We start from the raw sequence: 13,637 nt of genomic DNA, 5'->3' as shown, positions 1-13,637 counted from the left end.
ACTTCCTCAATACTATGAGCTAAAGCCATAGTTAAACCAATATTTTCCATTCATGAAACTTAACGATAAAATCGTCATCATCACCGGCGCATCATCTGGCATCGGAAAATCACTTGCTACAGAATTTGCCAAACGCGGTGCTAACCTTGTTTTAGGCGCCCGGCAATTTGTTACTTTATGCGAGCTTGCACAAAGCCTTGAAAAAGAATACGGTATAAAAGCAGTAGCTGTCCAATGTGATGTGACCAATGAAGAAGATTGCGATCATTTGATCAAACAAACACTCGTTACTTTCGGCAAAATTGATGTGCTGATCAATAATGCAGGGATCTCTATGCGGGCCTTGTTTAACGACGCCGATGTTAAAGTTTTAAAAGCCGTTATGGATGTAAACTTTTGGGGGACAGTATATTGCACCAAATACGCCCTGCCCGAAATTTTAAAAACAAAGGGAACCATTGTCGGCGTTTCCTCCATTGCTGGTTATAAAGGTTTACCGGGCCGTACGGGCTATTCTGCCTCAAAATTTGCAATGAATGGCTTCCTGGATGCATTGAGAGTTGAAAACCTTAAAACAGGCGTCAATATTATTACCGCCTGTCCCGGTTTTACGGCATCCAATATCCGAAATACAGCATTAGATCAAAGCGGGCAACAACAGGGCGAAAGTACCCTGCACGAAGAAAAAATGATGACATCAGATGAAGCCGCCAAAATTATTGCAGATGGTGTGGAGAACCGGGCCCGAACCCTCATTATGACAGGACAGGGTAAACTAACTGTTTTTTTAAGCAAGATTTTACCGGGCTTATTGGACAAACTGGTTTATAATACTATTGCAAAAGAGAAAAATTCGTTACTAAAATAGAATATCTACGATAGTCCAGTTTTTTACTAGTCAATTTCCAAAAAGGATATCTCAGAATTTAAAACAAACTCCTTTATTTCGGTTGATTTAGAAAGTAATTTATTAGCAATTTTAAGGTTTGATGAATTGCCAAAACGCAACCAAACGACTTTAGGAGGAGTTCCTTTTAAAGTTGCAAGGTCAATAAAGTCGCTGTCAAATGTCACAATTGTAAAATCATTTTTGAAAGCGTAATTCCAGATTTCAAGGTCAGAAGCATCGACCAAGTTAAGCTGTTTGACTTGCTTTACGTGCCCAAAAACATCAGATAGAAGCGAGACGACTCTAAACGAAATATTCTGATCAAGAAGTATTTTCACGAAACGACTCTTAATTTATGTTCTTTGTCCGCAGCATACGACAAACAAGCTTTTATTTGGTTCTCAGTTAATTCCGGAAAATCTAAAATAATATCACTTACAGACAGCCCTTCAGATAACCAGCTCAACACATCATATACTGATATTCTGGTACCGATAATAATAGGCTTCCCAAATCGCTTCTCAGGATTAATTTCAATATATTGAGTATAATTCATTATGCTAATATACCAATTAATCTAAATAAGGTAAAACGGTTTTAATTTGTGGAAACAGCTGATCTGCTTATTCATTGGCGTGTCCTGTTAAATTTATACTTATCGGTAATGAATAATATTCCATCGACTATATACCTGCCACCATTTCATGGTCACTGATCTTACTCAAATCCAGTACAATCCTACCCTCTTCATCCCGGTCAAAAACAGGTTTAAACTTGGCGCCCCAAACTATTTCGTGGTATTGATAACTGGTACGGGAGTGAACCGTTTGCGAAAAAGCATCATCAAACGCCCGAAGCAATATGGCAAACCCTGCTTCCGATTTTTCAAGGTCTTCTTTTGTCATATCAACCAACGGGCTGTTTTCGTTCAGCGGATGTACTATTGTCCAATTCATCGTCAATACGCTCACCTTGCGCCGTTCCACTTCAAGGGGATAAAAACGTCTCATCACTTTGCCGTCTACATTTTCATTGAAGGAGAAGATGATCTCAATCTCCAGGTCGATCAAAATATTCCTGCGTAAATTCGCCAGGCGGAACATAATACCTTTACTGTTTTCGAGATACGGCGCCACTAAAATGTTCTTGCTGTAAATGATCTGGGCCGATGGCCTTGAGAAACGCCCATATAATAAGCCCGTAGCCAACGCAAACGCAAGCAGGCCCATCATCGATTCCAATGCTGCTACACTATTGGCAGCCATTCCCCTTGGGCTGATGTGCCCATACCCTACTGTTGAAATAGTTTGTGCCGAAAAAAAGAAAGCGTCCCAAAAATGGTTGAATGCGGTATTGCCTGAACTTCCGTCCAAACTTCCAGCCCCGAACGACATGTAAATAAGCGCAAATATTACATTTAAAATGGCGTAACCGCTTATCACCATTATCCAGAACTTTGTCCAGCTCATGGTAATTAGCGTATGATAATTATTAGCCGTATTAAAAAAAGGCAGGCCCACCCTTTTTACATTAGGGCTGCCGTCTTTATTGATCAGCTGTTGGTTTTTAATCACTGGTTGTGGGCCGAAGCCAAGGTCATCTTCCGGATTTATTTTTCTTTTACGTATAGCCATTTTACGGGGTTGGTCATGCTGATGGATCGGGTAGTTGATTAAGTTTGTCCAAATATATTACATCTTATTAAACGGGCATTTTTTAAATTTAATCAGCTTATCACGTAAAAATATCATTCTGCTTGCTTTTAGAAAAAAAATCTCCATATTTGTGCCATAAAACATTAATGAAAACATTAAACAATAATTGGTGGTGGCTTAACGAGTAATCGTAAGGCAATTCCATTTTTGTTTTTTAAAGATATTCAGAAGGGTTGCCAGTAATGGTAACCCTTCTTTTTTGGCCCCCTAATACCCTAAAGGGGGAATAAAAAGGTGGGTAAATAAATATAACACTATAAAACTCCTCCGCCAATAGGCGGAGGTTGGGGGGCTTATGAAACAGATATTAAATCATCTTTTTGAACACAAAACCTTTTCACACGGGCAATCAAAAGAAATTTTGACGGCCATTGCACAGGGTAAATACAACAATTCGCAAATGGCGGCATTTATGACGGCCTATTGCATGCGCAGCATTACGGTGAATGAACTGGAAGGTTTCCGCGACGCAATGCTGGAGCTGTGCCTGCCAATTGAATTGGAAGCCGGCGAAGTAATTGACCTGTGCGGCACCGGCGGTGACGGAAAAGACACCTTCAATATATCAACCCTGGCCTCGTTTGTAGTTGCTGGCGCCGGCTACAAAGTTGCCAAACACGGTAATTACGGTGTATCTTCGGGATGCGGCTCCTCCAACGTAATGGAGTTTTTAGGCGCAAAATTTACCAATGATACCGATACCCTAAAGAGCAATATAGACAAAGCTAATATTTGCTTTTTACATGCCCCCTTGTTTCACCCGGCCATGAAAACCGTGGCCCCTATCCGCCGGGAACTGGGTGTAAAAACATTTTTTAATATGCTCGGGCCGCTGGTAAATCCCGCCAGGCCTAAAAACCAGCTGGTAGGCGTATTTAACCTGGAGCTGGCGAGGATCTATGCCTATCTGTACCAGAAATCAGATAAACGATATACTATCCTGAACGCTCTGGAGGGCTATGACGAAGTATCGCTAACCTGCGATTTTAAAACCTTTTCTGCCGATGGCGAAAAGATCAACAGTATAGAAGCCCTGGGTTTTGAAAAACTAAGCCCAAAAGATATTTTAGGCGGAAGCAGCATCAGCGACTCAGCAGCTATATTTTTAGCGGTATTGAATGCAGACGCTACGGCTGCGCAGCAAAATGTAGTTTTGTGCAATGCAGCGCTGGCAATAAAAACCATCCACCCTGAAAAAACATTTGCGGATAGTTTTTATGAGGCTGAAGAAGCGTTAGTAAGCAAGAAGGCTTTAAAAAGCTTTAAAACTTTGGTGGAGAACTAAAATGAAGATAAAAGTATGCGGTTTAAAGGTTCCTGGGAACATCAAAGCTGTTGCTGCTTTGAACCCCGACTACGCTGGCTTTATTTTTTATGGACCGTCGCCAAGGTTTATTAATGGATTGACTTTGGACGCGTTAAGCCAGGTACCATCCTATATCAATAAAACCGCTGTTTTTGTTAACGAAAGCAAAGAAAAAGTAAGCGAACTGATCGATCAATATCATTTTGATGCCATTCAATTGCACGGTGACGAAACACCCGATTTTGCCGGTTATTTTAAAGGAAAAGTTACAGTATTAAAGGCTTTCGGCGTAAATGAAGATTTTGATTTTAGCCGGCTGGATGAATTTAAAAACAGTGTTGACTTTTTCCTGTTCGATACAAAAACGCCAATGCATGGCGGTTCGGGAAAAACTTTTAACTGGAACATATTAGATGGCTACAAACTGGAGATCCCTTTCTTTTTAAGCGGGGGTTTATCGCTTGAAAACATCGAAGAAGTGAAAAATATTTGTCATCCTCAATTCTACGGTGTGGATCTGAACAGCAAATTCGAAATCGAGCCGGGTATAAAGGATATCAGTAAATTAGCAAAAGCATTTGACATCATTAAACAAAAACCTATAAATGAACTACGGAGTTAATGAACAGGGTTATTATGGCGATTTTGGCGGAGCTTATATCCCCGAGATGTTGTACCCCAATGTGGAGGAGTTGCGCAACGAGTATTTAAATATCATCAACGATGATGATTTTAAAGCAGAATTCAACCAGCTGTTAAAGGATTACGTCGGCCGGCCATCGCCGCTGTATCATGCCAAAAGATATTCCGAAAAATACGGCGCCAATATCTTCTTTAAACGTGAAGACCTGAACCATACCGGCTCGCACAAAATCAATAACGCTATCGGCCAGATATTGCTGGCAAAGCGTTTGGGTAAAAAGCGCATCATTGCCGAAACCGGCGCCGGTCAGCATGGCGTTGCAACAGCTACCGTTTGCGCCCTTATGGGTATTGAGTGCGTGGTATACATGGGCGAAATAGACATGGCCCGCCAGGCGCCAAATGTATCGCGCATGAAAATGCTCGGTGCTACTGTTGTGCCTGCAAAATCAGGCAGTAAAACGCTGAAAGATGCCACCAATGAAGCACTGCGCGACTGGATAGCCAACCCGGTTGATACCCACTACATCATAGGTTCGGTAGTTGGCCCCTACCCTTACCCGGATATGGTGGCCCGCTTTCAATCTATTATTTCCCTCGAAACAAAAAAACAGTTGTTTGAGCATACCGGCAAGGAATTGCCCGAATATGTGATGGCCTGCGTGGGCGGCGGCAGCAATGCCATGGGCATGTTTTATCATTTTTTGGATGACGAAGCCGTAAAACTGGTAGCTGTGGAAGCTGCAGGCAAAGGGGTGAACAGCGGTCATTCAGCAGCAACAACCTTTTTAGGCCGGGAAGGTGTTTTACATGGCAGCCGTACCATCCTGATGCAAACGGACGACGGGCAGGTAGTGGAGCCATATTCTATTTCGGCCGGGCTTGATTATCCGGGCATTGGCCCGCAGCATGCTTACCTGTATAAAATTCACCGTGCCGAATATGTTAGCATCACTGATGAGGAAGCTTTACAGGCGGGCTTGTTATGCTGCCAGCTGGAAGGTATTATCCCGGCAATCGAAACTGCTCATGCGCTCGCTTATCTCGAGTATATGAAGTTTAAGGCAGATGATAATGTGGTGATCTGCATTTCAGGCCGCGGCGACAAGGATTTGGATACCTATATTAAATATTTTGGATACTAATTAGTTCGTAGATCATGGTTTATAGTTCATTGTGAGCTGCAAACCATGAGGCGTGAACCATCAATCAATAATTAACTGGTATGTTATCGTATTTCATATAATTTTTCCATGAAATATGAACCATCAACTATAAACCACCTCATGAACCGCTTAAACGCACTTTTCAACAAAAAAAAGGATAATCTTTTATCCATCTATTATACCGCCGGTTACCCCGGGCTAAACACTACCCTTGATATTGCAGAAGCATTGGAAAAGGCTGGCGTTGATTTCCTGGAGATCGGCTTCCCTTACTCCGACCCTGTTGCTGACGGGCCGACCATCCAGCACAGTTCAGAAAAAGCGCTGGAAAACGGCATGACCCTGCACCTGCTATTTGAGCAGTTGAAAGATCTGCGTAAACGGGTTTCTATCCCGATTCTTTTAATGGGTTATGTAAACCCGATCGTACAATACGGGGTTGAAAACTTTTGCAAAAAAGCAGCAGAAGTTGGCGTTGATGGTATTATCGTTCCCGATTTGCCGATGTATGAATACGAAAACCTTTATGCTACATATTTTAAAGCAAACGGACTTAGCAATATTTTCCTGGTTACCCCCCAAACATCAGAGGACCGCATCCGGAAAATTGATGAACTGAGCAACAGTTTTATTTACCTGCTTTCCTCCTCATCCATTACCGGTGGAAATTTGCATGTTTCGGTTAATATCGAGGATTATTACAAACGGATAAAAGCCATGAACTTAAACAATCCGGCTATTATTGGTTTTGGGATCTCAAACAATGAATCGTTTACCAAAGCTTGTGAATATGCCAGCGGGGCAATTGTAGGCAGCGCTTTTGTAAAGCTGCTGTATGCGGACCACTATCTTGATCAAATACCTGCATTTGTAAAATCCATACGGTTTTAATATCCGGATAATAAAATAAAACATTAAAAAACAATTGGTTGCTTTTTATTGCAACCTTTTATTTTTTAGTTCCGTAATAAGGAATATATATTCCTTATTACGATGGTGATTTCGTTTTTGCAAAAAAAGTTTGGGGATATCCCGATATCCAGGAAGTTATACTTCACCGTTGGTATAATGGCAGTGCTGGTTACGATTGAACTTTGCACACTATGGTTTGCCATTGGAACACTTTCCTCTGTAAGAGCATTTGTAAATGGCGAAGGCTTGTGGTCAAAAGCGCAAAAAGATGCCGTTTACAGCTTGTTTATTTATGCCCACTCACATGATGAAAAAGACTACAAGACTTTCCAGGGCTTTCTGAAGGTACCCGTAGGTGATAATAAAACCCGCATTGAACTACAAAAAACAAACCCGGATCTCTTCATCGCCAGGGAGGGTTTCATTGAAGGGCGCAACAATCCCGAAGATGTAGATGGCATGATCAGCCTCATCCTTCGTTTTCATAATATTTCCTATCTCCATAAAGCAATTATAGCCTGGGGCGAGGCTGAAAAGAACATGGAGCAGCTGATCGCTTTAAGTAATGAGCTTCACGCTATGATTAGCTCAAATACAGCTTCACAACAGGAGATTGACAAAATATTGGCACAATCAGAAACGCTTAACAGAAAATTCACCAAACTGGAGGACGAATTTTCATTTACCCTTGGCGAAGGTTCCCGCTGGCTGGAAAACATTGTGTTACGGCTACTACTTACCTTATCCCTCACCATTGGAACGACCAGTATATTGATAACCATCTCGGTAAGCCGTGGTATCGAAAAAGGCATTAAGGCGATCATTGAAGGGGCAACGCTTATCAGCCGGGGCTTACTGCATACAAGGGTAAAAGTTTACTCCCGCGATGAAATCGGCATGCTGGCCACTTCGTTCAACCAGATGACCGACACCATTGAACATAATATAAATGACATCCGCGAACTTAAGGACACAGAGGAAAGCCTGATAAAAGAAAAGGAAAAGGCTGAGTCTTCCGAAAAAACAAAACAGCTCTTTTTGGCTAAAATGAGCCACGAGATCAGGACCCCGATGAATGCCATACTTGGTTTTGCAAAACTCCTGGAAGAAACGCTCCTCGATAAGGAACAGCAGGAATATATCCGGATCATCATCAGGTCGGGTGATGACTTGTTAGTTATTTTAGACGATATCCTGGACTTTTCGAGAATGGAGGCCGGAAAGATCACCTTTGAAATTGTGCCAATTAAACCACGGGAGATCATTTACACGACCATCCTGATGATGGAAGCAAAGTCAAAGCAAAAGGGCATCTTTATAAAATATTCAATTGATGATAAAATACCTGAGATCATCCTCGGAGATTCCGTCAGGTTAAGCCAGATTCTGCTGAACCTTGTTTCAAATGCAATAAAATTTACCCAAAAAGGCCAAATAACCATATCGGCTATCTGCCTTCAAGAAACTGAAGAAAAGGTTTTGATCGACTTTGGTATTAAAGACACCGGCATAGGGATCCCTATTGAAAAGCAGGACAAAATATTTGAAAGCTTTGAACAGGCAACAAATGATACCGCACGCAAATTCGGTGGGTCGGGGCTGGGGTTAAGTATTGTAAAACAGCTGATCACGTTGCAAAATGGCGAACTATTTGTTAGCAGCAAGCCGGGTTTTGGATCTGATTTTCACTTTCGGTTATCTTTTTTGAAGTATATACACCAGGCTGGAACCACCGGTGGTGAAAAACCTGAATCAATAATCCCAAGGGGCGATGGCATACGGGTGCTGGTAGCGGAAGACAACCTGATCAACCAGATGCTGGTCATAAAAGTGCTTAAAAACCAGGGATTTTCAACAGAACTGGCCGAAAACGGCTTAATCGCCATCGCTAAACACGAGGGTAACGATTTCGATATTATCCTGATGGATTTACAAATGCCAGAAATGGATGGTTATGAAGCAACACAAAAAATCCGTTCACTTTCAGGTTACAAAAAAGATATTCCGATTATTGCCATGTCGGCGCATACCTTTAAAGGCGAATATGAGCGCTGTATTGAAATAGGAATGAATGATTTTATTTCAAAGCCTTTCGATACCAAAGAATTATATCAAAAGATATTCAGACTTTTAAAAAGTAAGGTCCGGGAAACTTAGCGCCAGACCAGCAGAACGCATTCTTTGACGGGAATCCGTTTCTATTTGGGAAATCCGTGTTAATTACAGAAACAAGTCCAGCTCACCTTTTCCTTCGCGGATAATCTCAAAGTCACCTTCGGTACAATCAACCACTGTTGACGGTATATTTTCTCCATACCCACCATCAATGACCACGTCGACCAGGTTCTCATATTTTTCGTGGATCAATTCCGGATCTGTTGAATATTCGATAATCTCGTCATCGTCTTTTATCGAGGTGGAAAGGATCGGGTTGCCCAGTGCTTTTACAATTTCGCGGGCTATATTATTATCAGGCACCCTTATACCCACTGTCTTTTTGTTTGAGCTAAGCAATTTTGGTACGTTATGGCTGGCATTAAATATAAATGTAAACGGCCCCGGTAATGCCTTTTTAAGCACCCTGAACGTAGTGTTATCAATTGGCTTGATATAATCAGATATATGGCTCAGGTCGTAACAAATAAATGAAAAATTGGCTTTCTCCGGTTTGATGTTCCTGATCTTGCAGATCGCCTCGATAGCCCGGTGATTGGTAATATCACAGCCGAGACCATACACGGTATCGGTAGGATAAATAATCAGGCCGCCCTTGCGGAGAACCTCAACGACCTGTTCAATTGCCTTCGGATTAGGGTTTTCAGGATATATTTTTATAAGCATGATGTTATTTCGGATGTCGCCTGCCTGCCGCAGGCAGGGAATTACAATTTCGGATTTAAAAGAAATTGAGAATTACCAGTCAGGTGCAAAAATACCCTTATTCGAACGAAAAGGAGAAGAAAAAATAAGCGGGATAGCTATTTTAATGCTTAAAATAGCTATCCCGGCTTTCTATTTACAAAATAATAAATCCGAATTCGAAATTCCCCGCCTGCGGCAGCCAGTCGAAATCCGAAATTAACTTATTTCACTTTTGCAAACTGAACGTTGATGATCAGTTTTATGTCTTCGCCAACAACAATCGAGCCGGCTTCGGTAACGCCATCCCAGGTTAAGCCAAACTCTTTGCGGTTAATTTTACCGGTAATTTCAAAACCAGCTTTGGTATTGCCATAAAAATCATCGGCCGAACCGCCAAACTCTACAGCTAAAGTAACTGGTTTGGTAACATCTTTAATAGTAAGGTCGCCGGTCAGTTCATAATCACTACCACCTTTATTTTGAAGGAAGTTGATTTAAAGGTGATTTGCGGATATTTTTCAGCGTCAAAAAACTCAGCTGATTTCAAATGCCCGTCTCTTTGCACCTGGTTGGTATCAATGCTGTCAACATTAAGAGCGAACTCAATATTTGCGTTTTCAAAGGTATCTCCTTCTGCTTCAGCTGTGCCTTCAAAGCTTTTAAATGAACCGGTTACTGTTGAAATAACCAAATGTTTTACTTTAAACTGAACTTCTGAATGCATTGGGTCGATTACCCATTTTGTTATGGTTGCCATGATCTTATTTTTTTTTGATTGTTTTTATTTGAGAACAAATTTACCAAATAGATGTTTAAACATGTATATGGAAATTGTAATATTACATTTCCCCGACAGATGCTTATATGTTTAACCACTGATGCCGGCTTTTGTTAGCAGGAAAACCAATTAAATTATAACGACAACGAAAATAAACCGGTGTGTATCTTTTCGGGCTTTCCGGACTTTCGGACACTCACACTCACCCCATAAACTCCGTCAGTATCCTGTGAAAATGATGGGTACCCTGCTCCCTGTTGACAGAATACCGGCCGTGTTTATAAAACCTTGAGCGCACACCTTTCTGAACATTTTCCACAATCTCTTCATCCTCAGCCTCCACCTTATCCAGCGCGGCGCCGGCCCCTTTACCCAATTTAGAAGCATCCTGCGCGTACGAAAAGAACTTCACCCTGCACTCCCCTGCGGATACCGGCTCTACCACGTTAACTGAAAGGCCCCAGGGATAAAAATTGAACATCATGTTGGGGAACACCCAAAAGTAATAGGCGGCTACGTTTTTCCCATGATCAGGTGAATCGCGCGGAAGATCGAAACAATCCTCATGGCTGCGGGCTAGCCCCAGTTGAAGACTTGAATAGGGAAAAAATAATTCAGTTGCGTATTCCCCGTAATCAATTACCGCGTTCAGGCCGGCGTGTACAAAGGGGATATGAAAGCCCTCCAGGTAATTTTCGCAATAGAGCGCCCAGTTAGCTTTTACATTAAACACGCGGGATAGTTCAGGTTTAAATTCAAATTCATCCAGCGGGAGCCAACTTACTCTTTCTATCATATCCCTGAAAAACATTTCCTGCGGGTATTGCGGGGAGACAGAGGTGAACAGTAATTTACCCCATTTAAACAGCTCCAGCTTCGGTAAATTGTCAGCTGCCGTAGGGAAATTTTCTACCTCTTTAAATTCCGGCATCGACAAAAACTTACCATCGAGGTTGAATTTGCGCCCGTGATAGCGGCATTTCAGATCATTTAACTTACAGGCCTTTTCGGCAACCAGGTTCCCCCGGTGAGTGCATACGTTCGACACCAGGTTTATCTTCCCTGCCTTATCCCGCGTTAGCAACAAAGGTTCATCCAGGCAACCGGGCAGCAATGTAAAAGGGTAAACATCGCCACTTTCCCTTACCAGGTCTTCATCACCGATAAACTGCCAGGTTGGTGCAAATATTTTTTCCTTACAGGCCTCAAAAACTTCGGCACTGGTATAAAAAGCAGCATCAATCGTTTGGGCTCGGGCAATATTGGGATCAACAAAAAAATCGGGCATAGCGTTTGTTATTTGGGTAAAAAACAGGGATGTAAATTACCTAAATGGGGTGAAATTACCTATTAATTATACCAATAATTAAACTATGGATAGTAAATCGCTTCTGAAGTATAAGGCAATAAAGTGGTAAATTCCGGTTAATGCGGTGAAATATTTTATACTACTTTTGATTAAACCGATAACGAAGCAAAATGCCCCCGATTCGATACAGCATCACTTCCAGAGTTTTGGCCCTGATAAAGATTTATTATACTTTACCTTAAAAATAACTATGAAACCCGTTTTATTAGTATTGGTAATTATTGCATTCAGCAATTCCTGCTTCGGCCAACTATTGAACCCGAAAGACCAGGAAATATTGAAACGCACAAAATTGATAAGCATTTATGAATGTAATCGTGATTCACCTGATTGCTTAGATAAAAAAGATGTACAAATTATTTTATCGAATAAAATAGAACCTTGCTTTAAATTAAAAAAGAAATTAAATAGTACTTCTACACGCCGGATCATAAGCATATTGTTAAACAGCGCCTCCTTTAAACAAACCGATCCCAATTGTTTCACTTCGGATTTTGGAATGCTTCTTTTTGATAATCAACAAAATATGACCGGATCTATAACCACAAGTTTGCATTGTGATAATCTATCATTTGATAATAGAATTGTTTTAACTTTATCTAAGATAGCAACAAGACAAATAATTGAAATTATAAAATCTCCTACGCATTAGTTATATTATTATAGACAGTGCGTCTCCCCTCGCCGAGTCAAGCGTGTCGCTTGACTGCTGCAATGGCTAAATAAAATAATGGGGGTCACCATCTTCCCCACATCTTTTCAAAACTTCTCCATCCCAAACCGTCCACTAAGGTTATATTTGCAACATAACAATTGTTCGCTCTTACATGCCATCATCTGCCGCTAATAAACGTTCAAGGCCCGTATTTAAAACCGCTGCGCTTGACGACCAGGAAAAATTCCAACCCCTGCCCCAGCCTACCGGTAAATTTCCGTACCATTTAAATATCAGGGAGGTGCTGCCGGAATTACCCGCCCATAAAATGGTATTCCATATGGCCGGTGATACCGGCGGTTTGGTGTCCCCTGTTTTTAAACACCGGATAGCTAATGAAATGATCAGTCAATGTAATGCCATTGCAGCGGAAGAAGATCGCCCGCAGTTTTTCTTTCACCTTGGCGATGTGGTTTATAATTTCGGGCAGGCGGAAGAATATGAGCCGCAGTTTTTCGAGCCCTACCGCAATTACCCTAACCCAATTTTTGCCATACCGGGAAACCATGATGCGGACATCGACCCCTTCGACGAAAAACACCCCAACAGCCTGGATACCTTTGTAAAAGTATTTTGTGATACCGCTTCAAGGCCATTAACTTTTTCGGGCGATTCGGGCCGCAAAAGCAATATCCAACCCAACGTTTATTATACTTTAAAAACACCGCTGGCCAATATTATCGCCCTTTACGGCAATGTGCCCAGGTTCGGAACGATTACACCGGTGCAAAAGGAATGGTTTGTTAACGAGCTCAAAGCTGCCGGGGCTGAACGTTCTGGCAAAGCGCTGATCGTTTGCCTGCACCATTCGGCCTACTCTGCCGATACCAACCACGGCTCCAGCTTACCCATGCAGCTTTTCCTGAATACGGCATTTAGCGAGGCGGATGTATGGCCCGACATAGTTTTCAGCGGGCATGTACACAATTACCAGCGGTTCAGCAAGCAATATCCAAATGGGAAAACAGTTCCCTTTATCGTGGCAGGCGCGGGCGGCTATGCCGATCTTCACAGAATAGCCCAACCCGGCGACCCCGCTTTTCCGGATCAGAGCAAATTACTGGATGATGTATTACTGGAAAAATATTGCGATGAAACCCATGGCTTCCTGAAGATTACGATAGAAAAGACAGCTGCAGATTTTACCCTAAAAGGCGATTATTACACAGCGGACGATAGCGGCAAAGGTTTGCCCGCTGCGATATATGATTCGTTTATCGTCAATTTAACCTGAGTTCGAAATAATCTCTTAGCTCTATCATTCCGTTTCGCCTCACCTAAAC

General features: G+C 42.0%; 15 protein-coding genes. 8 read left to right on the top strand and 7 right to left on the bottom strand.

The window, feature by feature from the left end:
* The first annotated feature begins 52 nt into the window (after window positions 1-52).
* Window positions 53-868, top strand: coding sequence for an SDR family oxidoreductase (locus MgSA37_RS11485; RefSeq protein WP_096352047.1), 816 nt, complete (start codon window positions 53-55; stop codon window positions 866-868).
* A 26-nt stretch (window positions 869-894) separates the two neighbouring features.
* Here the strand turns inward: MgSA37_RS11485 and MgSA37_RS11480 are convergent, their stop codons facing one another.
* The 3 genes from MgSA37_RS11480 to MgSA37_RS11470 form a co-directional block, all read right to left on the bottom strand.
* Window positions 895-1,227, bottom strand: coding sequence for a DUF5615 family PIN-like protein (locus MgSA37_RS11480; RefSeq protein WP_096352045.1), 333 nt, complete (start codon window positions 1,225-1,227; stop codon window positions 895-897).
* Window positions 1,224-1,445, bottom strand: coding sequence for a DUF433 domain-containing protein (locus tag MgSA37_RS29735; RefSeq protein ID WP_096352044.1), 222 nt, complete (start codon window positions 1,443-1,445; stop codon window positions 1,224-1,226). Before MgSA37_RS29735 ends, MgSA37_RS11480 begins: the two co-directional genes overlap by 4 nt.
* A 127-nt stretch (window positions 1,446-1,572) precedes the next feature.
* Window positions 1,573-2,523, bottom strand: a complete 951-nt coding sequence (locus MgSA37_RS11470) for an ion channel (RefSeq protein WP_096352042.1) — start codon at window positions 2,521-2,523, stop codon at window positions 1,573-1,575.
* Between the two features lie 376 nt (window positions 2,524-2,899).
* On the opposite strand from MgSA37_RS11470, the gene trpD reads away from it, so the two are divergent.
* The 5 genes from trpD (at window position 2,900) to MgSA37_RS11445 (ending at window position 8,787) form a co-directional block, all read left to right on the top strand.
* A complete protein-coding gene (gene trpD, locus MgSA37_RS11465; RefSeq protein WP_096352041.1) occupies window positions 2,900-3,889 on the top strand; it encodes an anthranilate phosphoribosyltransferase in 990 nt (329 codons plus the stop codon).
* Window position 3,890: 1 nt separating this feature from the next.
* A complete protein-coding gene (locus tag MgSA37_RS11460) occupies window positions 3,891-4,532 on the top strand; it encodes a phosphoribosylanthranilate isomerase (protein WP_096352039.1) in 642 nt (213 codons plus the stop codon).
* Window positions 4,516-5,697, top strand: coding sequence for a tryptophan synthase subunit beta (gene trpB, locus MgSA37_RS11455; protein WP_096352038.1), 1,182 nt, complete (start codon window positions 4,516-4,518; stop codon window positions 5,695-5,697). The genes MgSA37_RS11460 and trpB overlap by 17 nt, the downstream gene beginning before the upstream one ends.
* Before the next feature lie 141 nt (window positions 5,698-5,838).
* Window positions 5,839-6,609: a tryptophan synthase subunit alpha gene (gene trpA / locus MgSA37_RS11450; protein WP_096357423.1), complete on the top strand. Its 771-nt coding sequence runs from the start codon at window positions 5,839-5,841 to the stop codon at window positions 6,607-6,609.
* Between the two features lie 102 nt (window positions 6,610-6,711).
* Window positions 6,712-8,787, top strand: a complete 2,076-nt coding sequence (locus MgSA37_RS11445) for a response regulator (RefSeq protein ID WP_096352036.1) — start codon at window positions 6,712-6,714, stop codon at window positions 8,785-8,787.
* Between the two features lie 63 nt (window positions 8,788-8,850).
* Here the strand turns inward: MgSA37_RS11445 and MgSA37_RS11440 are convergent, their stop codons facing one another.
* A complete protein-coding gene (locus MgSA37_RS11440; protein ID WP_096352035.1) occupies window positions 8,851-9,471 on the bottom strand; it encodes an L-threonylcarbamoyladenylate synthase in 621 nt (206 codons plus the stop codon).
* Between MgSA37_RS11440 and MgSA37_RS11435 the strand changes: the two genes are divergently transcribed.
* Window positions 9,470-9,712 carry a hypothetical protein gene (locus MgSA37_RS11435; protein ID WP_096352033.1) on the top strand — a complete coding sequence of 81 codons (243 nt, stop codon included), beginning with the start codon at window positions 9,470-9,472 and terminating at the stop codon, window positions 9,710-9,712. The two genes, MgSA37_RS11440 and MgSA37_RS11435, sit on opposite strands and share 2 nt — an antisense overlap.
* Before the next feature lies 1 nt (window position 9,713).
* Here MgSA37_RS11435 and MgSA37_RS29515 read toward each other — a convergent pair whose 3' ends face one another.
* The 3 genes from MgSA37_RS29515 to MgSA37_RS11425 all read right to left on the bottom strand — a co-directional run bounded on the left by MgSA37_RS29515 (window position 9,714) and on the right by MgSA37_RS11425 (window position 11,558).
* On the bottom strand, window positions 9,714-9,929 hold the full coding sequence (locus MgSA37_RS29515) for a YceI family protein (RefSeq protein ID WP_317046643.1): 216 nt from the start codon (window positions 9,927-9,929) through the stop codon (window positions 9,714-9,716).
* Window positions 9,930-9,943: 14 nt separating this feature from the next.
* A complete protein-coding gene (locus tag MgSA37_RS29510; RefSeq protein ID WP_317046637.1) occupies window positions 9,944-10,249 on the bottom strand; it encodes a YceI family protein in 306 nt (101 codons plus the stop codon).
* Between the two features lie 223 nt (window positions 10,250-10,472).
* The gene (locus MgSA37_RS11425) at window positions 10,473-11,558 is read right to left on the bottom strand and encodes an aromatic ring-hydroxylating oxygenase subunit alpha (protein ID WP_096352032.1); all 1,086 of its coding nucleotides are present in this window, start codon (window positions 11,556-11,558) and stop codon (window positions 10,473-10,475) included.
* A gap of 908 nt (window positions 11,559-12,466) precedes the next feature.
* Here MgSA37_RS11425 and MgSA37_RS11415 point away from each other — a divergent pair.
* Complete coding sequence (locus tag MgSA37_RS11415) at window positions 12,467-13,588, top strand: metallophosphoesterase family protein (RefSeq protein ID WP_096352029.1); 1,122 nt, start codon at window positions 12,467-12,469, stop codon at window positions 13,586-13,588.
* The last annotated feature ends 49 nt before the right edge of the window (window positions 13,589-13,637 follow it).

This window comes from Mucilaginibacter gotjawali (assembly GCF_002355435.1).
Taxonomy (GTDB): Bacteria; Bacteroidota; Bacteroidia; order Sphingobacteriales; family Sphingobacteriaceae; genus Mucilaginibacter; species Mucilaginibacter gotjawali.
Note: the sequence above shows the minus strand (reverse complement) of the source record. Positions and strands in the feature narration are given on the sequence as shown.